Source organism: Synechococcus sp. RC10A2 (assembly GCF_047502605.1).
In genome coordinates this window covers 128,021-148,711 of the sequence record NZ_JANSHP010000097.1, presented here as the reverse complement: position 1 = coordinate 148,711, position 20,691 = coordinate 128,021, and the positions used below count along the sequence as shown (strand labels likewise).

Sequence of the window (20,691 nt, the reverse complement as noted above, 5' to 3'; positions counted from 1 at the left end):
GGCTGGCAGGAGAGACGCGCCCGACAGGGAATAATGTCCTCGTGTTATTGCCGATACGCGACCACAACCCATCGCACAGTTTCCCGTTCGTGACGGTGGGGCTAATCGTGGTGAATGTGCTGGTCTACATCATGCAGGTCGTAGACCCGCGCATCACCTATGTGTACGCCGCCATCCCCGCCGAAATCACGGGGGCGGATGTGAACCCGCTGGTGCGGATGCAACTGGAGATGCAGCATGGCATCCGCGCGGAGCCTGTCGTCCATCCGTGGCTGACGATTCTGACCAGCATGTTTTTGCACGGCGGCTTTCTGCACATTCTCGGCAACATGTGGTCGCTGTGGATTTTCGGCAACAATGTGGAGGACGCGCTGGGGCACTTTCGGTACCTGCTGTTGTATCTGATTTGGGGGGTGGCAGCCGCGCTTTCGCATGTGGTGTTCAACTGGGCGTCGCCGATTCCTGTGGTGGGCGCAAGCGGGGCAATCGCAGGCGTGATGGGCGCGTATCTACTACTATTTCCACACGCGCGAATCGACTGCGTGCTGTGGTTCGTGATTATCACCTTCGTGGAAGTGCCTGCTATCTTCTTCCTAATTGTTTGGTTCGTGTCTCAGTTTCTGGTCTACAATCCTGGGGTGGCGTATCTGGCGCATATTGGCGGTTTCGTGGCGGGGTTCATTACCATCAAGTTGCTCGGCGGCGCGGCGCGCATTCTGCGCGGGCGACGGCACTGGTATTACGACGAGTGGTGATTCAGTAGCGCATGTGTCCAGGCGTGGTGCAGCGCACCTGTCCTGTGGTGGGGTCGTACTGGTAGGGTTGCCTGGAGACGGGGCATATCAGCATGCTGGCGGGCAGTCCCAGTTCGTTGAGGCTGGCGGGATAGGTCTCGTCGGTGGTCGTGCGCATCTGGATGGCGGCGCGGATTTGGCTAAGGTTGTTGCGGCATTCGACGCTTTCGGCGGCTTGGCGCACCTCGCCGACGCGACTGGCAGGCGGCGGGGCAGCAGGGTTGGACGCGCCATTGCCCGATGCGCCGCCCGTACCGTAATACAGCCACACCACCATCAGCACGCCCAATATCGCGATAGAGACCAGTATCCCGACAAGACGCACGATGTGAATTATACTCCAGTTCCTCAAGATCTTCGCACGCGCGGACAGCCGAGCCTGCTCGAGGTAAACTATGGGCGATGGAGCGTCCAGAAGACACTCTGCTTGCTCGTCTGCAGGAGCGTCTGCCCGTATTCAAGCAAGTTCTACAGTCGCCAGACGGGCGATGGAACGCACGCGGTATCGTTGATCGGGGGAAGCGACTGTATCCCCTTCCGCTTGAGAAACCACCATACTCAAGTTTGCAAGAGTATCTGCAAATCAAAGGGTCAGGAGGCGCACCATGAGGTGGAATGGCACAGGAAAGGTACGAGTCCCGCCCATAAAGTGTCAAGGAATCAAGACGAAGCTGGTTCCATTTATCGCGCGTTCTATTCGATGGCAGGGCGAGGGTCGATGGATTGAGCCTTTTCTCGGCTCTGGAGTAGTCGCGTTCAATCTTAAGCCGCGTCGGGCGCTGTTGGCGGATATCAACCCGCATATCATTCGTTTCTACCAAGCCATTCAGAGAAACGAGATAACCCCCCAAGTTGTGCGCGAATTTCTCACTGAGGAAGGAAGGCGATTGGTGCGTGAAGGCGAGGCGCACTACTACGCTATTCGGGAGCGATTCAACCGCGAACAGAATCCTTTAGACTTCCTGTTTCTCAATCGTGCGGGCTTCAACGGATTGGTGCGATTCAATCGGCAGGGCGAACTGAATGTACCTTTCTGCAGAAAGCCCGAGCGATTCAGCCCTGCGTATATCTCTAAGATCGTCAATCAGGTGCGTTGGGTCTACCAGCTGTTGCAGACGCATGAGTGGGAGTTTCGGGTGGCGCACTGGGAGCAGACACTCAGTGAGGCAACGCCGAGCGACTTTGCCTACTTAGACCCACCCTACGAGGGCAGGCATGCGGATTACTACAATCAGTGGGATACAGAAGATACGCACCATTTGCTGGAGATTCTGAAGCGGCTTCAGTGCGGCTATGCACTCTCGATGTGGTTGGAGAATCCGTATCGTCAGAACATGATAGTTTACTATCTCAGCCAGTCTCATGTGGTGAAGGTTTATGAGCATTTTTATCATGTTGGCGCGGAGGAGAAGAATCGGAACTGGATACGCGAAGCGCTTATCATCCATCCCGACTTTGCGTGTATGGAGGATACGCTCGTTTCACCCTGTTCTGTTCAAGCGGCGCAGGGGTCGTTGTTTTGACACCAGTTCGGCGAAGCCGTCCTTTGCGTAAAAGCCAGAGGGGTATGGGTACTCTCTTCCCTACCCGCTCGTCTAACACGGCAGGAGGAACCGATGATGCGTGCAACGATTCTGCTGTGCGGTGTGGCGGCGGCGCTGCTGAGCGGCTGCGGCGGCGACGCCAGCCCGAAACCGCCCAAGGAGGCAACCCAACCCGTGCAAATCAGTCCCGAAACACACGCGGCGAACACACAGTTCGCCCTGACGATGCTCCAGCAACTGGACGACCCCGCAGCTGGGAACAATCTGTGCTTTTCGCCCCTGTCGCTCGCGCTCGCGTTGAGCATGACGCTGAACGGCGCGGACGGCGACACCTACGACTCCATCGCCAAGACGCTTGGCTACACGGAGCAGAAACTGGACACCATCAATGCTCAAGCACGCGCCCTCAACCGCTTGCTCACCCCCGCCGACAAGAGCATCACCATCCACATGGCGAACGGGCTGTGGGTGCAGCAGGGCTTCCCGCTGAAGCCCGACTTTCTGCGTGCGTTGCTGACGCACTACGAGGCGCGCACGGAGACGGTGGACTTCCTGAAACCCGAAGCTACTGCCGACGCGATTAACGCTTGGGTCAAAGAGCAGACGCAGGGGCTTATCGAGAAGCTCTTCCAAGCGGGCGACTTCGATGAGCGGACGCGCCTTGCACTGGTGAACACGCTTTACTTTGAGGGCAGCTGGCAGTTCCCGTTCCCGAAGGACGCGACCAGCGACGCGCCATTTTACTTGGAAAACGGCAAGACGAAGCAGGTGCCGATGATGCGGTTGTCGGAACGGCTGCCGTACTACAAGGGGGACGGCTTCGAGGCGGTTGCGCTGCCTTATGGCAAGGGCGACTACCGCTTTTACCTGTTTCTGCCTAACAAGGGGCGCACAGTCGCTGACTTACGCAAGCAACTGACCCCCGATAACTGGGCGAAGTGGCTCGGAGCGTTCCGCGTGGAGCAGGGCAGTCTGCAGATGCCGCGCTTCAAGGTAGAAGCGAAGTACGACCTCAAGCCGCCGCTCACGGCGCTGGGGATGGGCGTTGCGTTTGACCCCGACCGCGCCGACTTCAGCCGAATCGCCGATGTAGCGCCCGAACGGCTGTTCATCCAGAAGGCGATTCAGAAGGCAGTGGTGGAGGTAGACGAAGAGGGCACGAAAGCCGCCGCCGCAACGGGCATTACCGTCGGCGTGACCTCCGTGCCCGTAGACCAGTTCAACCTCGTGGTGGATCGTCCGTTCCTGTTCGCGATTGTGCATCAGCCGACGGGCACGGTGCTGTTTCTGGGCATCGTGCGGGAGCCGTAGAGTGTTCTCTCTGGCGTGCAGAGGGGGATGACCTCCGCACGCCAAGCAGCAGGAATCCCAGCGTGCCTCCCGAACGAATTCCTACAGAGGAGGTATGGACAAGATGCGCTGGATTCTGTTGACTCTGCTTGTGGGGCTGGCGGTGTTCGCGTGGTCGCAAGATGCCCCCGATGTGCGTTCTATGGTGCGCGATGTGTTCCCCGTGTCGCAGCTCAAGCCTGGCATGCGCGGCTACGGGCTGACTGTGTTCAAGGGCACGAAGATCGAACGCTTCGAGGTGGAAGTGGTCGGCGTGCTGGACAACGCGCTGCTTGGCTACCCGCTGGTGATGATTACGATGCGCGGCGGCCCCATCACCGAGCGCGGCGCGATGGTGATTGCGGGGATGAGTGGCAGTCCCATCTTTATCGAGGGCAAGATTCTGGGCGCGCTGGCGTATGGGTTTCTCTTTCCGAAAGAGCCAGTCGCGCTGGTGACGCCGTTGGAGGCGATGCTGACGAATCTGCATCCGCGCGCGGAAGCGCAACTCGCCGACCTGCGTGGGGGACACTTGATACGCAAGCCCGTGCAGATTGCGGGCGTGCGCTACGCGGGGGTCTACATCGGGCACGAGGAGCCGACGACGCCGAATGTGGCGTGGGCGCGACCGCTGATGACCCCAGTTATGGTCAGCGGTGTCTCGCCTCGCACAATGAAGTACCTTGAAGCGTTGTTCAAGCGGTATGGGCTGACGCCGCTGCTGGCACCCAGCGGCGGCACAGGCAAACAGGTGCCCGTGCGGTTCGAGCCCGGCGCAGCAGTTGCCACGCCGCTGGCGACGGGCGACATCGACCTCTCAGTAATCGGCACGCTGACCTACCGCAAGGGCGACTATGTGCTGGCGTTCGGGCACCCGTTCTTCGGCTTGGGGACGGTGGAGATGCCCATGCACGCCGCCGAGATTGTGGATGTCTTCTCGTCCTATGCTATCTCATTCAAGTTGGGCAATCGCGCGCAGCCGCTGGGCGCGATTTACTACGACGGCGCGTTCGCCGTTGCAGGGCGCATGGGGCAGCGTGCGCGGATGATCCCGATGACCGCCCGTATCACGAACGCTGCCCGCGCTGTGCAACGCGAATACCGCTGCGAGGTGTTCAACCACCCGATGCACACGGGCTGGATTACCGTAATCGCTGTGTTGGAGTTTGTAGACCGCGTTCACTACGATCTTGGCGAGGCGAGCGCAACCGTGCGCTGGCGGCTGCAGACGCGCCCGTTCGGCGAGATTCGCTACGAGAACCGCGTCGCCACGCGCGACTCGCTGGCGTTCGCCGTGCTGAGCGACCTGAACTACGCGCTGAACCTGCTGCTGAACGCCCGCGAACAAAAAGTCGAACTGGAGCGAATCGAGTTAGAGGTGGAGATACAGCCCGGTAAAGGCGCGGCGGTCATCGACAGCCTGCAGGTAGACCGCTTCACCTACCGTCCTGGCGAGCGGATTGAGGCGACGGTGCAGGTGCGCACGCGCGACGGCACGGTGGACACCTACCGCACGAGCCTGCGCCTGCCCGCCGATATGATGCCTGGTCGGTATGTGCTGCAGGCGAGCGCAGGGGGCGGCGGCGTGCAGATGGGCGCGATGGGGCTGCTTGCCCTGCTGCTGGGCGAGGGTATCGTTGGCGGCGGCGGGGGCGATACCGAAGCGCAACTGCGCGAGTTTCTCAGCCGCGAGCGCAACTATCAGATGTCCGTCGCCCTGAATCTGCCGTTCCCGACGATTAGCATAGGCGGCGCGCCGCTGCTGCAACCCCCACCCCTGATGCGCAGCGTGTTCGTCAGCCAGCGCGTCTCCAAAGCGCAGCAGACGCCCGACCGCATCAAGCAGGTGGTGGACACGCCCCATGTGCTGGAGGGCGGTCAGAGCGTCGTGATTACCGTGCTGCCCGCCGACACGGGACGCACCCCGTTCGGGCGGTTCGTCCCGCCGCCGTTTGTGGAGGGCGAGGAGGCGCATGCGGAGCCGAGCGAGTCGGAGGGGTTCCCGCCTTCTGGCGGTAGCGTGGTGATTACGGATTTGCCGTCGCCGCCTTCGCCCGGCGAGCCGTCGTTCCCAGAGCCTGCGACTGAGGCAGGCGCGCGCCCCGAAACACGCACGGTCAGCCGCACGGCGCGCCAGTGGCAGCCCGAGCGGTTCGAACAGCTGCGGCGGGGCGTGTTCGAGGGCGCGGCGCTGGGGCTGGACGGCGCGATACGCCTATCGGTAGCTCCGCGCGCGTTGCCGAGCGCGCCACTAAGCTTTGTGTGGAGCGTCGCGCCTGACGGCGAGTCGGGGCTGCTGCTGGGCGGCGGGATTGGTGGACGCCTCGTGCGCGTCGGTGGCGAACCATCCGAGCAAGCCTATCCCGCTTTGCCAGGCGCGTTCGTGACCGCGCTCACGCGCAGTGAGAACGGCGACCTGTACGCAGGGCTGTCGCCTGAAGGGACGCTGTGTCGCGTCGGGCAGCGCGGCTCCGAGGTCGTCGCGCAACTAAACGCCCGCTATGTGAACGCGATGCGCTGGCACGAGGGCGTGCTGTACCTTGCCACAGGCTCGCCCGCGCAGGTGCTGGCGTGGGACGGCAACACGCTGCGACGACTGCTGACGATTGATGAGACGCACTTCAGCGCGCTGACCGTCGGCGCGGACGGCGCGGTCTACGCAGGCACATCCGAGCGCGGGATGGTCTATCGCATCACGCCTGCAGGGGCAATCAGCCCAGTTGCGACGCTGCCTGAGCCAAGCGTCGTCGCGCTGGCAACCGACTCGGCGGGCAACCTTTATATCGCCACGGCGCCGTCGGGGCAACTGTATCGCTGGACGCCCACAGGCGGGCTGACCCCCCTGCACAGCCAGCTAAAGCGCGAGTGGCGTGCGCTGGTCTTACACGAGAGCAATCTGTACGCGCTGACGCCCGAAGAGGTCTACCTCCTACCGACCGATTCGGAAAAGGCGCAGCCCGCGCTCATCTTCCGTCAACGGGGGCTGCAACTCGTCGGCGGCGGCGTGGTGGGCGAGCGGTTGCACCTGGCGTCGGCGGATGGACGCTTGTACGCGCTGGAGCCTGCCGCTGAGGGGGTTTATCTCTCGCCCGTGCTGGATGCAGGCGCGCCTGCGCGCTGGGGCGCACTGCGCTGGAGCGCGAGCCTGCCCGACGGCGCACAGCTTATGCTGCAGACCCGTTCGGGCAACACGCCCGAACCCGACGCGAGCTGGAGCCCGTGGACAACCGCCTACGAGAATGCGGAGGGGAGCGCGATTCTCAGCCCGCCCGCGCAGTACCTGCAGGTGCGCGTGCATCTGAAAAGCGCGGCGGACGCCTCGCCAACGCTGCACCGCTTCAGCGTAAGCTACCTGCCCCAGAACCGCCCGCCAGAGGTGCAACTGATAGGCATCACGCCCTACAAGGCGATTAGCGGGAAGCATACCCTGCGTTGGCGCGGGCGCGACCCCGACGGCGACACCCTGCGCTTCGAAGTGCAAATCGCGCGCGACGGCACAGGCAACTGGCAGCCGCTCAAAAACGGGCAGCCGAAACCGAATGGAAGCCCCACGCCTAACACGCAGACCGCTCCCGATACGACACCGCCTATCGACGCGCTGAACCTGGAAGACCTGCCCGAAGAGTTCCGCGCGCAGATTCAGCAGCAGATGGCGCAGGTAAGGCAGACGATACAGGTTCGTCTGGAGGTTAGCGCGATGGACGCGCCCGAACCCGAATCAGACGATGCGCCGAGTCGAGCCGAACGCCCCGACGCCAAAAACCGCTTCGAATGGGACACGACGCAAGTGCCCGACGGGGTGTACCTGCTGCGCGTAATGGCGACTGACGAACCCGCCTCGCCGACCGATTACGCGACGGTCTACTCGCCTGCTGTGCCTATCGTGGTGTGCAACACGCCGCCTGTGGTCTCCATCCGCGCGCGGGATGTCAAGGTCGCCGAGAACGGCGTTGCCGAGCTGTCGGGCGTCGCGTTCCAATACTTTGAAGAGCGCAAGGAAGGGGCAACAGAGGGCGACGAGCAAAAATCGGAGAACGCGCGCACCCGCCGCATCCTGCGCCAGAGCGCGCCGATAATCGGCGTGCAGTACCAAATCGGCAACGGCGACTGGTTCAGCGCGGAGCCGCTGGATGGGATGTTCGACTCGGCGTTCGAGCCGTTCCGCATTCGCACCAAGCCGCTGCCCGCAGGCGAGCATACCCTGCGAGTCAAGGTCTTCAACGGCGCGGGCAAGAGCGCGGAAATCGAGCAGAAGGTCTCTGTGCCTGCGAAGCAAACAGCGACCCAGTAAATGCCTTACAGGGTTCAGATTGAACAGGGCTGCGGGCGGGCTACGCCCGCAGCCTATTGCTTAGTGCTTCCACTTAATCGTGCAGCCAATAGGCGGCACATGGGAGACATGGGGGATGTCGTTTTCCAGAAGGTATCGGATAGCGTCCCGCACATACTCGTGGCGTACTTGGTCGGGATGCTCCCAGTTGTCGTCGAGCCGCCCGTGATACTTCAGGTCGCGCTCCTCGTCGAACACGAAGAATTCGGGCGTGCGCGAGGCTTTGTAGGCACGCGCGACCGATTGCGTCTCGTCGAACAGATACGGGAACGGGTAGTTTTTCTCTTGGGCGACGCGCTGCATGTTCTCGAAGCTGTCTTCGGGGTACTGTTTTGGGTCGTTCGAGTTGATAGCCACAAACGCCACGCGGTCTTTGAACTCGTTCGCGAGTTGAATCACGCGGTCTTCATATGCCTTGACATACGGGCAGTGATTACACCAGAAGAAGAGCACCAGCACAGGTTTGTCCGCAAAGTCCTTGAGCGAGTAGGTTTTGCCGTCCACCCCAGGCAGCTGGAAGTCATACGCCGATTGACCGATTTCCATAACCGTCACCTCCTTCAGTGGATGGGTTGCGCAGGGCGGCGCGTAGCGTCATAAGCGAGGGCAGGGGCGACAGTCGCCCGTCCTCGTGTTGAAACGCGCGGCAGGTCAGGCGATAGGGCAAGTGTGGCTGCGGCTGTATCTCGCGCCCATCGATGCGAATGGTGGGCGACCCCACGAACCGGTACTGCTCCGCCTGCTCCTGCGTGTCGATGCGAATCACTTCGATGTCAGCAGTGATGCCCTCCAGCGTCAGCGCGTCGCGGATTAGCTCCAGCGCACGCTCGTGCGACGGGCACTCAGGGTAATACAGCAGTTCGATTCGCATCGTCGCGCCTCCCAAGTTATTTTACCTGACGGTCGGGCAGTCCGCGACGGCTGGGCTTGAACATCTGCAGCATGCGGTCGGTAACAAGGAAGCCCCCAACCACATTGATGGTCGCCAGCACAACCGCCAGCACGCCCAGCACTGCGCTGAGCGTGGTGTGCTGCGCGCCCGCCGACAGAATCGCGCCGATAATCGTGATGCCCGAAATCGCGTTCGAGCCCGACATCAGCGGCGTGTGCAAGGTCGGGGGCACTTTCGTAATCACCTCGAAGCCCAGAAAAATCGCCAGCACAAAGACCGTCAGCGCGGCAACGAATGCCTCCATAGCCTGTAGGATACCCAAAAAAAGCCCCCGCAGGCGCGGGGGCGATTGGTCTCACCTTGAGTTGCTGGCTCAAGCCGTCTCGTGCGGTCGCAACGCGACGCGCACATCCCCGTGAACGGTCTCCAGCGCGAGGGTTCCCGTACCGTCGCCAGCAACGCCTGTATAATAGCCGCGCCCTGCGTCTACCGCCCGACACTCCAGCGCGCATTCGAGGTCGCCTGCGCTGGTGTGCATCTGCACTTGGCAGTCGTTGCCGTCGGGCAGGTGCACCGAGATGTCGCCTTTCACGGTGGTCAGGCGTACTTCGCCCTGCACGGGCGTCGTCAGGTCTAAACGAATATCGCCGCGCACGGTCTCCACCGTGAAATTACGGGCGGCGATGCGCTCGGTTTCAAGGTCGCCGTTGGTGAGGTGAATACGCGCCGTGTCCACTTGGAGGTCGCGCAGGGAGGCGTCGCCGTTGACGGCGGTGATGGCGACGCGCTCGCCCTGCAGGTCGTGAATAGCGAGGTCGCCGTTGATGGTCTCCAGTGTTGCGCTGCCCCGAATGTGGCGCAGGGTGATGTCGCCGTGCGGCGTGCGCAGGTCAACTGTGCCGTCCAGCTTCTCGATTTCCAGGTCGCCCTTATGTTCCAAGCGGATGCGGAGGTTCACTTGGCGCGGGATACGCAGGCGCAGGTTCACCTTCTGGCGCAGGTCGCCTTCCAGTTCGGGCGCGGTGATGCGCACGCCTGTGTCGGTCTGCTCGATGGTCAGGCTATAACGCTGCTTAGCTTGCTCCACGCTTTGCTGGGAGGCTCCCCGCAGGCGGATGTCGGCTTCGACCCGTCCCCCGTCGAAACCGCCTGTGAGGTGAATATCGCCTGCGGGGAGGTCGATGGACAGCGATTGCCCCCCTTCAATCGCGAAGTCCATCGTTTGCTGCAAGTCGGTCTCGTACTTGCCCCACCGTCCCAAGGACCAGTCGCCTTTTTCCAGCTCGTCGAGGGTTTTGCGCAGTTCGTCAAGACCGCGCTGGGTCTGCTCGCGCACGCTCTGCCCGATTTGCTGCCAGTTGACGCTGCGCACGGCTTGCCCAGTCGCGCGCACGGTCTCTTCCACAGTGCGTAGGATTTGATCAAGCAGCCCACGCGCTGGGTTGGCGCTGCCGTTGCCGTTCGTTTGGCTCGCCGCGCTTTCGGGCGGCGGTGCGGACTGCGCAGGCTCGTAGATGGCGTCGATCAAGTCCGCCGCCTCTTCAGGCGTTACCAAGCCTTGCTGCATCAGGTTCAGTATCCGCAGCAGCGTTTCTTGTCGCTCAGTCATTCCTACATACCTCCTCCTTCAGCGTAGGGTACGGAGTTTGCGCGCCGCCTCTTCGGCGGTGATTTCGCCTTGCTCGAGCAGATCCAGAATTCGGCGTCGTTGCTCGGCAAGATGTCCGTTCAAGTCCTGCGCCGTTGCAGGGGTTAGCCCCAGCGCCAGCAGCAGCGCGTCCAGCTTGTTGCGCGCTGTCGGATAGCTAATCCCCAACTCGCGCTCGACGCCTGCCAGCATGCCCCGATTGCGCAGGAATACCTCCAGGAACCGCAGCTGCTCCTCGTCGAGCTGGCTGAATCGATTGGGCGTGAAGTGTCCTTGTATCGTCACGCCGCACTCTTCGCAGGCGACCTGCGTTACGATAAGCTTCCCGCTGCAGATAGGGCAGCGCGTCGGTTGGGCATACGGCTTTTTCATAATGCGTTGCATGATACCCCATCGGAATCAAAAAAGTCAAGTCTTGACCCTCTCAGAATTCAAAAATTCTCAGGATTGTGTGCAAAATCTTGAGGGCGCAGGAGGGGAATGGGGTAGGAGGGAGCGTATGCAGTTCAGCCTGCGTGGAAGCGGCACAGCTAATCCAGTAAGCCCCGGTACGAATAGGCGTCGGAGATGCAAGATGCCCAAAAAGCAGGAGATTCAGTGATACTGGCGAATATCGTAGGCAGGAAGTAGGATGCTGTTCGTAGTCGCATCTGCCGCTGCGAACAGCGTGGAGGTGAACTATGGGAACTGCGGGACGCAGAGAAGTGTTTCGTACGCGCCGTTACTATAAGGCACGCGAACGATTGCCGCACTTTCACCGCGAGATCGACGAGAAGCTTGAACTCTTTTGCCATGACCCGCTTCATCCCTCGCTCCGATTCCACGAGCTAGATCGCTTAGCGTACAAAAACTGGTGGACTTATCGCGTGAACGACGATATTCGTGTTGTCGTCTCCGACCAGCAAGACTGCTGGGTGGTCTGTTATGTCGCTCACCATGACGACGCCTACCAGTGGGCAAGGCGCAAGCGTTTCACGCTGGACTTGTTGACAGGGAGCTACTCGATGGCGCCGCCTGTGAATGAGGTCGCCGAAACAACATCTGCGCCCGAAGAGACTCCAGAGGTGTTTCGGGTTCCGCTGCGCGGCTACACGCCCGAACAGATTATGCGATTAGGTATTCCCGACCGCGACTGGGCAGAGCAACTGACGCAGGCGACTGAAGAGCAGCTCGCGCGGATACTTGTGAAGGCGCTGGATGACGACTGGTTCCCCGAAGATGTGATTGAGCGGCTGATGCATCTGGCAGACAAGACGAAGCCCTATCGCGAGCTATTGCCCCCGCAAATATCGGTGTTGATGCCGTCGGAGCTGTTCCGTCGTCGCCCGCGTGATTTCTGGTCGCCTGAGAGTGAACAGGACATCCGCAAGGCGATTCAGCGCGGCTGGCAAGAGTGGATTATCTTTCTGCACCCCGCGCAGCGCGATGCAGTGAAGCGTGATTTGAAAGGTGCAATTCGCGTCGGAGGCGGCGCAGGCACAGGTAAAACCGTCGTCGCCGCGCACCGAACCGCGTGGCTGGCAACAGAACGCTATCCGAATGAGCCAATCTTGCTGACGACCTTCACGCGCGTGCTGGCGGACAACCTCAAGCATCGCGTCGAACAAATCATCGGACCGCTGCACGGCACGGGGATTGAGGTAATCAACCTGCACGCGCTTGCCGTTCGTCTGTTCACACAGAAACTGAACCGCACAGAAACCGTCGTTGATACGGAAGCACAGAACGCGCTGCTTGAGCAAGCGATCCGTGAGGTGAACTCTCCTTACAACCTTGCCTTCGTTCGTCCCGAATGGGAGACGATTATTGACCCGTGGCAGGTGCGCGACTTGGAGACCTACCTGCAGATTGAGCGCGTCGGGCGGAAGATGCCCTTGCAACGCACCCAGCGCGAGGAACTCTGGCAGGTGTTCGATCGGATGTGGCGTCTGCTGGAAGAACAACATCGGACGACCTTCAGCACTGTTTGCTATGCCGTTGCAGAGTACTTGAACCAGCATCCCGAAGCGCGCTATCGTTGCGTTGTGGTCGACGAGGCGCAGGATTTCGGACCTGCCGAGCTTACGCTCGTTCGCGCCTTAGCGCCGACCGATTTGGAGAACGCGCTATTTTTATGCGCGGATACCCGCCAGCGCATCTATCGTCCCGCTGTGCCGTGGGTGCGGTTCGGCATCGACACGCGCGGGCGCAGCTACACCCTGCGCGTGAACTACCGCACCACCCGCCAGATTCAAGACTTCGCGGAGCGCGTGCTGCCCGAAGCGATTGAAGGCGTGCAAGAGGACGAGACGCGCATCCTCTCTGACCGCCCAGTCGCGCTGATGCACGGGGTCGTGCCCGAGGCGCACGGCTACGAGAACATCCCCGCCGAAATGCGTGGGCTGAAGGACTGGATTTACCGATGCCTGAACGACAACATCCAGCCTGGCGAGATTGCCATCTTCGCGCGCAGTGAGAACGCACTCAAGGAGGTTGAACACATGCTGCGCGAAGAGGTTCTGCAAGAGCGTGGGATACAAGCGCGTAAGCTCCAACGCGACACCCCGCCCGTGCCCCACGAGCTTAACTACGGCACAGCGCACAACGCCAAAGGGCTGGAGTTCCGCGCAGTGGCAGTCGTGCGAGTCACGGCGACCTACTTCCCCCACTACTCGGCAATCAAAGATATTGTGGACACTGCCGAGCGCAAAGCGAAGGAGGACCAAGAGCGTCAGCTGCTCTACACGGTCTGCACCCGCGCCCGCGAGCGGCTCTATATCAGCTGGTCGCCGACCACAGGAAGCAGCAAATTCTTACCTAATCGCTGAACGATTCTCTGAATGGTTTACATTTGTCTACACGCGCGTCCCATAACAGTGGAATGCGCCGTTCGTTGTCGCGGGACTGGATTGCGCAGGAGATTGCGCACACCTTTCAGTTGCCGTTGGTCAGCCTGCCAGTACGGCTGGCGACGGAGGCGATTCACCATCTGGCGCGTCGCCAGCGCGATAAGAACGCCCGCCCGCGCCGCCTGCCTCCGCACCTCTGGCAAGCCGCCCGCGAGGAAGCCTGCCACTTCTGCCTGCAGACGCTGGCGCAACTGATTCAACTGGAACGCGGTCCCGACGCCTTGCCGCCCGAGACGGCGGCGATGTACGATGCATTCCTGACCGCCGTGCGCCACTACTTGGAGACGCCGCCGCCCCAGGTGTCCGACTCCATGCCCCAACTTTCCGCTTCCGAGCAAATCAAGCAGGAGCAACACCTGTGGCGTCAGGCGCGCGAGGCGTTGGAACTGTGCGAGAAGTGGCGCAAGGCGATGCACGCGCAACGGGACGACCGCCCATAGGCGACGCCAGCGCGCCGCCCCCCAGCAGGTATACTTACCCCCACCGATGGAGGGCTGGCATGGTTAACGGCAACTTGCGCAAAGGACACGCTGTCGTGTTGGGCGCGGGCACGATGGGCGGCGGCATCGCCGCGCTGTTGGCAAGTATCGGATGGCGCGTTCACCTGCTGGATCAAGGCGAGATTGCCCACCGCGCATTGGAACGGCTCCAGCAATCGGGCGCGTTTTATCAACCCCACGACGCGACGCGGATTACCCCCGGCTGTGTGGAGACCGATTTGGACTGCGTGCGCGACGCCGACTGGGTCGTGGAAGCCATCATCGAGCAGATTGAACCCAAGCGTGCGTTGTGGCGTCAGGTCGCCGAGCGAGTGAACCCTAACGCCGTGCTGAGTTCCAACACCTCAGGGCTGGGCATCGCCGAAATCGCGCAGGCGCTGCCCGAACATTTACGCAAGCAGTTTCTGGGCACGCACTTTTTCAATCCCCCGCGTATCATGCGCCTGCTGGAACTCATCCCCACCGAAGACACCGACCCCGACCTCACCGTGCGCTTCACGACCTTCGCCGAGCGGCTGCTGGGCAAGCGCGTCGTGCTGGCGAAAGACCGCCCTGGCTTTATCACCACGCGCATCGGCGTCTACGCGATGATGCAGGCGTTGACAAGCGCAATTCGGCACGGCATAACGCCTGAAGAGGCTGACCTCCTGCTGGGTACGCTGGTCGGTCGCCCGCGCAGCGGCGTGTTCCGCCTGACCGACCTTGTGGGACTCGATGTCGCCGACAACATCATCCGCAATCAGAAAGAGCGGCTGCCCGACGACGCCTACATCCAGTCGCTGGAGCCGCCTGCCCTCTGGCACGCGCTGATTGCGCAGGGGCGTCTGGGCGAGAAGGCAGGCGCGGGCTTCTATCGGCGCGAGGGCAAAGAGATATTTACGCTGGACTACGCGACGCTGGACTACCGACCGCGTATGGAGCCGAACCTACCGATAGATCCCAACCTGAGTCGTGCGCCTATCGAGGAACGCCTGCCCGCCCTGCTAAACCTGCCCGACCCGTATGGCGCGTTCATGCGCGAGGCGTTCCTCAAGCCGTTGGCGTATGGCGCGGCGGTGATGCCCGAAGTCGCCTACGACATCCCGTCGCTGGATATGGCGATGCGACTGGGCTACAACTGGGAACTCGGCGTGTTCGAGACTTGGGACGCGCTGGGCGAGGCGGGACGCGAGGCGTTGGCGCAACTCGACCTGCCCCAAGAGCCTGCCCCGCTGCGCGCCCTGCGCAACGCGGGGCTGAAGACCTTCTACGCCACCAAAGGCGCGAGCCGACTCTACTTCGAGCCGCGCGACGACCAAGGCGACTACGCGCCGCTGATGACCCCGCAGTTTTTCGTGCGCCTCGATGACCTCGCCCGCGCGGGCAGGGTGCTGGACGAGACGCCCGAATGCCGCATAATCGACCTCGGCGACGATGTGGCGTGCCTTGAGTTCCGCACGAAAGCGAATGTGCTAACGCCCAGCCTGATGGAGTTCATGCTGGCGTACTTAGAGCGCGCGGAACGGATGCATGTCGGCGTCGTGCTGGGCAATCAGGGGCGCATGTTCTCCGCAGGGTTCAACCTGAACCTGTTTTTGGACTATATCGCCCGCGAGGACTGGCAGGGCATGGAGCGTGGGCTGACGCTGCTGCAGGAACTGAGCCAGCGCATTCGGTATTGCGGCGTGCCTGTCGTGGCGGCGGTGCATGGCTACGCGCTGGGCGGCGGGCTGGAGGTCGTGCTGCCGTGCGTGCATGTGCATGCGCATGTGGACGCGGGGCTGGGCTTGCCCGAAGCGTCGGTCGGACTGATTCCTGCAGGCGGCGGCACGACGCTGATGACCCGACGCGCCCTGCAGCACCTGCCGCCCGAAGCCGACCCGCTGCCGCACCTGCGCGCGCCGTTCCTCACCCTCGCCTACGGCAAGCGTTCCAGCAACGCCTTCGAAGCCTACACGCTCGGCTTCCTACGCGAGCGCGACACCGTGTGCTGGAACCTCGACCGCTTGCTCTACGAAGCCAAGCAGCATGTGCTGGCGCTCTCGCGCGCGGGCTATCGCCCTCCAGAGCCGACGCCTATCTTGGCAACGGGCACAAACGGCTACAGCCGCCTAATGATGGAAGTCTACTGGATGCACCAAGCGGGGCAAATCAGTGACCACGACCGCCTGATTGCCGAGAAAATCGCCTTCGTGATGACGGGTGGCGACCTGCGCGACGCGACGCCCCTACCCGAAACGCACTTCCACGCCCTCGAACGGCAGGTGTTCCTCGAACTCTGCCAGACCGAGAAGACCGTCGCTCGCATCCGCCACATGCTGGAGACGGGCAAACCGCTGCGGAACTGAGGGTCGCTTCCCTCACCGCAGCACGCTTTCGGCGGTGTCGTCGCTGTCTTCGGCGGGTTCGGGCAGGCGCGCGGCTTGCACGGTGCGAATCCGATGCCCCTCAACCGTGTAGACGCGCAGCTCCCAGCCGTCCACGCGCACGGTCTCGCCCTCCGTCGGCTGATGCCCTAACTGCCCGAACACATAGCCGCCCAGCGTGTCGAACTCCTCCGATTCCAGCGCGATGCCCAGCAGCTCGCTCGCGTCGTCTAAGTGCATCCGCGCGTCGATGAGCAGCGAGCCGTCCTCGAGGGCTTCTACCATCGGCTCTGGCTCCACATCGTACTCGTCCTGAATCTCGCCGACAATCTCCTCCACGAGGTCTTCCAAAGTCACCAGCCCCGAAGTGCCGCCGTACTCGTCTTGCAGGATTGCCATGTGCGTGCGCTGGCGGCGCATCTCTTGCAGCAGCTCGACGACGCGCTTGCTTTCGGGCACAAAGAAGGCGGGGCGCAGCACCTCGCGCAGGCAGAACTTTGCCGTGCTGTCGCAGTAGCGCAAGAGGTCTTTCGCGTGGACGATACCGATGATATTATCGAGGCTCCCCTCGTAAACGGGGATTCGTGTGTGCCCCGTCTCGCGCACCAGCTTGATAATCTCTTGCGCGGTGGCGGTCGCAGGCGCGGCTTTGATGTCCACGCGCGGGGTCATCACCTCGCGGGCAATCGTGTCAGTGAACTCGAAGATGGACTGGATCATCTCTTTCTCTTGCTCTTCGATGACGCCTTGCTCCTCGCCCGCTTCGACCAGCACGCGCAGCTCCTCTTCGCTCACAACGGGCGCGAGGCGCATCATCTGGATGCCAAACAGTTTCAGCACCGCGCGCGTGACGGCGTTCACCAGCACAATCGGCAGCCAGAAGATGCGGTCAAACACAGTGATAGGCACGATTACTGCCAGCGCGACGCGCTCGGCGTGCGTGATGGCGATGCTGCGCGGCACGGTCTCGCCAATCACCACATTCGCGAAGGCAGTGAGGATTGCCACCAACGCGACGCTGAAGCCATACAGTTTCACTCCTGTCGCCGTTTCGAGGGGGCGTAGCAGCGCGTGCAGCGGCTCAGCGAGGTTCGTCGCGGCGACCGCCGACGCCAGGAACGCCACGATGTTTAGCCCGACCTGAACGGTAGACAGAAAGCGCGACGGCTCGCTCTTGAACGCCGCCAGATACGGCGCGAGGCGGTGCTTCTGGTCGGTCAGCATCCGCACCCAGCTGTGGCGGATAGAGGTTAGCGCACTCTCTGCCATCGAGAAGAACGCACTCAATAACAATAGCAAAAGAATAACCAAAAAGCTTGTTGCGGGAGTTAATCCCTGAGCAGGTGGCGTGTCTGCGCCTTCCGCTTGCCCGTAGGTCGCCCACAGCATGCCGAGCGCGGCGACACCTATCAGTAAACCGATTCGTGTTGCGTTCCACCGACGGTGACTGTTTGGGTTATCGGTCATAGGGCATTCGTTCCTCCTCATCGGGGCGTGAGCCAGAAGATGAGCGCGCCCAGTCCGACGCCGAGCAGGCTGCCCAGCACGACTTCGCGCCAGCTGTGGATGTCGGCGTCCACGCGGCTCTGGGCAATCAGCGCCGCCAGCAGCAGCGCCAGCACCGACGCCAGCAAGTCGCCCGACACGACGATAATCGCCATCGCAAAGAAGAAGCCCAGCGCGGCGTGCCCACTTAGTGCGCCCCCACGAAACAGGCGCACCCTGCCTTGCGTCGCCAGCACCTTCACCAGCGAGACGATGACGAATATCATAATCACTCCGATTGTCACGGCGACGGCTAAGGTCGGCTCTGCGCGTTCCATTCGCAGCCGAATCTGCTCCAAGCGCAGGTCGCCCATAAACAGCACCCACGCGACCACCACCGCGTTCAGTGTGGCTACCAGCACCGCACCCGCCGCGATGTCTTTGGCGAACTTCGCCTTCGGGTGGTACTCCTCCGTCACCAAGTCCACCGTCGCCTCAATCGCCGAGTTGAACATCTCGGCAATCAGCACGATAGAGATGGTAAAGAGTAGCACGAGCATCTCGCGCTTATCTAAACGGAAGAGCAACCCCATCAGCAGCACCAGCACGACGCTGAAGAAGTGGAATCGCATGTGTCGCTGGGTGCGCACGACGGCGACGATGCCTTCCAGCGCGTAGCGGAAGCCTTCCAGCGGATGGCGGCGTTCAGGAGGGGGTTCGGCGTCGGGCGTCTCCGATTCGCCGTTGCGCGGGGTCGGGTACGCCAGCGGTTCACGCGCCCGTTCAGGCGGCTCCGAGTCAGATTTTCTCATAACGCGACTGCCAGTCCTCGCGGGCAAGGTAGCCCAGCGTGTGTAGCGTCGACGCGGCGCGCCGATTCATCGCGGCGCGCGCAGCGTCGGTCGAGTCGTCGTAGCCCATCAGATGTAGTGTACCATGCAGGGTCAACATCAGCAGTTCGGTGAGCAGGTCGTGCCCGTTGAGCGGCGCTTGCCGACGGGCGGTCTCCACCGAAATCACGAGGTCGCCAAGCGGGGGGAGGTCGGGCAGTGTGTCCGCAGAATCGGTTTCGCCTCCCTCCTTAAGGTTCCCCCCGCTTCGCGAGGGGAACCCATCGGGAGCGGTTCCCCCTGCAAGCAGGGGGAACCTTAAGGAGGGGGTAGCGTCATCTGGTTTCCCATACCCGAAACTCAACACATCGGTCGGCGCGTCGACGCCGCGATAGAGGCGGTTCAGGGCGCGAATCTCGGCGTCGGTGGTCAGATAGAGGGAGACCTCATACACGCACGGGAACGGCTCGGCAGCCGTCAGCGCATCGACCGCCGCCTGAACCGCGCTGTCCAGACGCTCCGACCACTCCTCTCCAGCGAATCCCAACTCGGTCTGCAGCAGGGGCGCGACCTCAGGCGCGACCTGCACGGCAACCGAGAGGCTACGGGTGTACGGCATAGACGGGTTCATCGTCTTGTCGTGCGCCGCTGGGGTACTCGATGCGCCGATGACGCGCGGCAACCAGCACCCGCACGAACGCCTCCTCAATCAGGCTTAGATCGCGGAAGGTGAGGTTGCACTCATCGAGTTGCCCGTCCTGGCGGCGCATTTCGATCATCTCATGCACGAAGTTCGCCAGTCGCGCGGGGGTCACATCGCCCAGCACGCGCGATGCCGCTTCCACAGTATCTGCCAGCATCACAATCGCCGCCTCGCGCGTCTGGGGCTTGGGACCTTCGTAGCGGAAGTGCTGCTCCAGCACGGGGTCGTGCCCACCGCCGACGGCTTGGTGATAAAAATAGGTAATTAGCGAAGTGCCGTGATGCTGCGCGATAATGTCGCACACGGCGGTCGGCAGGCAATGCTGACGCGCCAGTTCGACCCCTTCGCGCACATGCGCGGCGATAATCCGCGCCGAAAGGGTGGGGTTGATGCCCGCGTGCAGCGTTTCGACGCCGTTCTGGTTCTCAATAAAGAATTCGGGCTTACTTAGTTTCCCAATATCGTGATAGTAGCCTGCGACGCGCGCGAGCAGCGAGTCCGCTCCGATGGCTAACGCGGCTTCCTCGGCGAGTTGTCCCACCTGTTGGCTGTGGAAGTAGGTGCCTGGCGCTCGGTCGCGCAGCTGGCGTAGCAGCGGATGTTCCAGCGCGGCGAGTTCCAGTAGCGTCATCGGTGTCGCCAATCGGAACGGTCGCTCCAGCAGGGTCAGCCCCAGCCAGAAGAGGGCGACCGCGCCGACGCCTGTTGCGACGCCCCACAGCCCGCTGCCCAGCGCGTCTACCCACGACGCCGACGCGCCCAGCGCAGTCCCGAACGCACCCGCTGTTAGCAGCACGCTTAGCAAGCCGCCTGCCCAGAACATATCCGTGCGGCGGCGCATCGACGCAATCGCCAGAATCGCGCCCCAGCCTGCCAGCCCCACCGTGCCGAGCGTGAACGCAGGTAAGCCACGCGAGACGGCTACACCTGCCAATAGCACCGCGAACACATAGAGCGCAAGCAGCGGGTGAATCAGCACACTGAGCAGCATCCCGCCTGCAATCAGCGGCGCGAAGCCCAGAAAGCCCAGTTCATGGGTCAAGGTCGTTCCCTGCCCGACCAGCGACGCCGCGCGTATCCCGACCAGGCTCATCAGCCCTATCAGGAACACCAGCGCCAGCCCGACTTCGCGCGTGCTGTGCGCCACAGGCGAGCGCAACGCCAGCCCTGTCGGACGCAGCAGGCCTGTCTGGTAGAAGAATGCGACGAGCAGCCCAACCTGCGCCGACGCTATCAGCAGTCGCGCCGCCCATTCCGCAGGCGAAACGCGCAGGTCGCCGTTCAGCAGTGCGAGCGCAAGCGTCGCTAACAGCCCCACTGCCACAGGCGCACGCCACAGCAAGCGCTTGGAAATCCGTAAAGCCGCGGATGGCTCCTGCGCGCGCGCCCCGCGCCGCATACTC

Annotated in this window: 17 protein-coding genes; 7 read left to right on the top strand and 10 right to left on the bottom strand. The window is 62.4% G+C overall.

Translation table 11 applies throughout. From position 1 onward, the window contains the following. Positions 1-41: 41 nt before the first annotated feature. Positions 42-755: a rhomboid family intramembrane serine protease gene (locus NW848_RS13775; protein WP_414511313.1), complete on the top strand. Its 714-nt coding sequence runs from the start codon at positions 42-44 to the stop codon at positions 753-755. A gap of 1 nt (position 756) precedes the next feature. Here the strand turns inward: NW848_RS13775 and NW848_RS13770 are convergent, their stop codons facing one another. After that, the gene (locus tag NW848_RS13770; protein ID WP_414511312.1) at positions 757-1,119 is read right to left on the bottom strand and encodes a type II secretion system protein; all 363 of its coding nucleotides are present in this window, start codon (positions 1,117-1,119) and stop codon (positions 757-759) included. Between the two features lie 280 nt (positions 1,120-1,399). On the opposite strand from NW848_RS13770, the gene NW848_RS13765 reads away from it, so the two are divergent. From NW848_RS13765 to NW848_RS13755, 3 genes are all read left to right on the top strand, one after another. After that, entirely contained in the window at positions 1,400-2,317 is a 918-nt protein-coding gene (locus NW848_RS13765) for a DNA adenine methylase (RefSeq protein ID WP_414511311.1), read from the top strand. Positions 2,318-2,410: 93 nt separating this feature from the next. Further along, positions 2,411-3,649 (top strand): serpin family protein, encoded by a 1,239-nt coding sequence (locus tag NW848_RS13760; RefSeq protein ID WP_414511310.1) that lies wholly within the window; start codon positions 2,411-2,413, stop codon positions 3,647-3,649. A 103-nt stretch (positions 3,650-3,752) separates the two neighbouring features. Beyond that, on the top strand, positions 3,753-7,958 hold the full coding sequence (locus tag NW848_RS13755; protein ID WP_414511309.1) for a hypothetical protein: 4,206 nt from the start codon (positions 3,753-3,755) through the stop codon (positions 7,956-7,958). A gap of 60 nt (positions 7,959-8,018) precedes the next feature. On the opposite strand, the gene NW848_RS13750 is transcribed toward NW848_RS13755, so the two are convergent. The 5 genes from NW848_RS13750 to NW848_RS13730 form a co-directional block, all read right to left on the bottom strand. Beyond that, a complete protein-coding gene (locus NW848_RS13750; protein ID WP_414511308.1) occupies positions 8,019-8,543 on the bottom strand; it encodes a thioredoxin family protein in 525 nt (174 codons plus the stop codon). After that, positions 8,518-8,868 carry a hypothetical protein gene (locus tag NW848_RS13745; RefSeq protein WP_414511307.1) on the bottom strand — a complete coding sequence of 117 codons (351 nt, stop codon included), beginning with the start codon at positions 8,866-8,868 and terminating at the stop codon, positions 8,518-8,520. The genes NW848_RS13750 and NW848_RS13745 overlap by 26 nt, the downstream gene beginning before the upstream one ends. Before the next feature lie 16 nt (positions 8,869-8,884). Continuing rightward, positions 8,885-9,193, bottom strand: a complete 309-nt coding sequence (locus tag NW848_RS13740) for an NAD(P) transhydrogenase subunit alpha (RefSeq protein ID WP_414511306.1) — start codon at positions 9,191-9,193, stop codon at positions 8,885-8,887. A gap of 69 nt (positions 9,194-9,262) precedes the next feature. Beyond that, on the bottom strand, positions 9,263-10,498 hold the full coding sequence (locus tag NW848_RS13735) for a DUF4097 family beta strand repeat-containing protein (RefSeq protein ID WP_414511305.1): 1,236 nt from the start codon (positions 10,496-10,498) through the stop codon (positions 9,263-9,265). An 18-nt stretch (positions 10,499-10,516) separates the two neighbouring features. Next, entirely contained in the window at positions 10,517-10,921 is a 405-nt protein-coding gene (locus tag NW848_RS13730) for a DUF2089 domain-containing protein (protein WP_414511304.1), read from the bottom strand. 530 nt (positions 10,922-11,451) lie between these two features. Between NW848_RS13730 and NW848_RS13725 the strand changes: the two genes are divergently transcribed. Genes NW848_RS13725 through NW848_RS13715 form a run of 3 tightly spaced genes read left to right on the top strand, consistent with a single transcriptional unit; the run spans position 11,452 to position 16,252 of the window. Next, positions 11,452-13,344: a UvrD-helicase domain-containing protein gene (locus NW848_RS13725; RefSeq protein ID WP_414511303.1), complete on the top strand. Its 1,893-nt coding sequence runs from the start codon at positions 11,452-11,454 to the stop codon at positions 13,342-13,344. 53 nt (positions 13,345-13,397) lie between these two features. Beyond that, a complete protein-coding gene (locus NW848_RS13720) occupies positions 13,398-13,865 on the top strand; it encodes a hypothetical protein (protein WP_414511302.1) in 468 nt (155 codons plus the stop codon). A gap of 59 nt (positions 13,866-13,924) precedes the next feature. Continuing rightward, positions 13,925-16,252 carry a 3-hydroxyacyl-CoA dehydrogenase NAD-binding domain-containing protein gene (locus NW848_RS13715; protein WP_414511301.1) on the top strand — a complete coding sequence of 776 codons (2,328 nt, stop codon included), beginning with the start codon at positions 13,925-13,927 and terminating at the stop codon, positions 16,250-16,252. A gap of 12 nt (positions 16,253-16,264) precedes the next feature. Here NW848_RS13715 and NW848_RS13710 read toward each other — a convergent pair whose 3' ends face one another. The 4 genes from NW848_RS13710 to NW848_RS13695 all read right to left on the bottom strand — a co-directional run bounded on the left by NW848_RS13710 (position 16,265) and on the right by NW848_RS13695 (position 20,687). Further along, positions 16,265-17,659: a hemolysin family protein gene (locus tag NW848_RS13710; protein WP_414511340.1), complete on the bottom strand. Its 1,395-nt coding sequence runs from the start codon at positions 17,657-17,659 to the stop codon at positions 16,265-16,267. A gap of 95 nt (positions 17,660-17,754) precedes the next feature. Then, on the bottom strand, positions 17,755-18,567 hold the full coding sequence (locus tag NW848_RS13705; RefSeq protein ID WP_414511300.1) for a diacylglycerol kinase: 813 nt from the start codon (positions 18,565-18,567) through the stop codon (positions 17,755-17,757). Further along, a complete protein-coding gene (gene ybeY / locus NW848_RS13700) occupies positions 18,554-19,204 on the bottom strand; it encodes an rRNA maturation RNase YbeY (RefSeq protein WP_414511299.1) in 651 nt (216 codons plus the stop codon). Before ybeY ends, NW848_RS13705 begins: the two co-directional genes overlap by 14 nt. Beyond that, a complete protein-coding gene (locus NW848_RS13695; protein WP_414511298.1) occupies positions 19,188-20,687 on the bottom strand; it encodes an HD family phosphohydrolase in 1,500 nt (499 codons plus the stop codon). The genes ybeY and NW848_RS13695 overlap by 17 nt, the downstream gene beginning before the upstream one ends. Positions 20,688-20,691 lie beyond the last annotated feature (4 nt).

Excerpts from the sequence above, each read along its gene's own strand:
- NW848_RS13735 (WP_414511305.1), bottom strand. The coding sequence starts at position 10,498 with ATGACTGAGCGACAAGAAACGCTGCTGCGGATACTGAACCTGATGCAG.
- NW848_RS13710 (WP_414511340.1), bottom strand. The coding sequence starts at position 17,659 with ATGCTGTGGGCGACCTACGGGCAAGCGGAAGGCGCAGACACGCCACCT.
- NW848_RS13705 (WP_414511300.1), bottom strand. The coding sequence starts at position 18,567 with ATGAGAAAATCTGACTCGGAGCCGCCTGAACGGGCGCGTGAACCGCTG.
- NW848_RS13755 (WP_414511309.1), top strand. The coding sequence starts at position 3,753 with ATGCGCTGGATTCTGTTGACTCTGCTTGTGGGGCTGGCGGTGTTCGCG.
- NW848_RS13740 (WP_414511306.1), bottom strand. The coding sequence starts at position 9,193 with ATGGAGGCATTCGTTGCCGCGCTGACGGTCTTTGTGCTGGCGATTTTT.
- NW848_RS13760 (WP_414511310.1), top strand. The coding sequence starts at position 2,411 with ATGATGCGTGCAACGATTCTGCTGTGCGGTGTGGCGGCGGCGCTGCTG.
- NW848_RS13730 (WP_414511304.1), bottom strand. The coding sequence starts at position 10,921 with ATGCAACGCATTATGAAAAAGCCGTATGCCCAACCGACGCGCTGCCCT.
- NW848_RS13765 (WP_414511311.1), top strand. The coding sequence starts at position 1,400 with ATGAGGTGGAATGGCACAGGAAAGGTACGAGTCCCGCCCATAAAGTGT.
- NW848_RS13750 (WP_414511308.1), bottom strand. The coding sequence starts at position 8,543 with ATGGAAATCGGTCAATCGGCGTATGACTTCCAGCTGCCTGGGGTGGAC.
- NW848_RS13720 (WP_414511302.1), top strand. The coding sequence starts at position 13,398 with ATGCGCCGTTCGTTGTCGCGGGACTGGATTGCGCAGGAGATTGCGCAC.
- NW848_RS13715 (WP_414511301.1), top strand. The coding sequence starts at position 13,925 with ATGGTTAACGGCAACTTGCGCAAAGGACACGCTGTCGTGTTGGGCGCG.
- NW848_RS13695 (WP_414511298.1), bottom strand. The coding sequence starts at position 20,687 with ATGCGGCGCGGGGCGCGCGCGCAGGAGCCATCCGCGGCTTTACGGATT.
- NW848_RS13745 (WP_414511307.1), bottom strand. The coding sequence starts at position 8,868 with ATGCGAATCGAACTGCTGTATTACCCTGAGTGCCCGTCGCACGAGCGT.
- ybeY (WP_414511299.1), bottom strand. The coding sequence starts at position 19,204 with ATGCCGTACACCCGTAGCCTCTCGGTTGCCGTGCAGGTCGCGCCTGAG.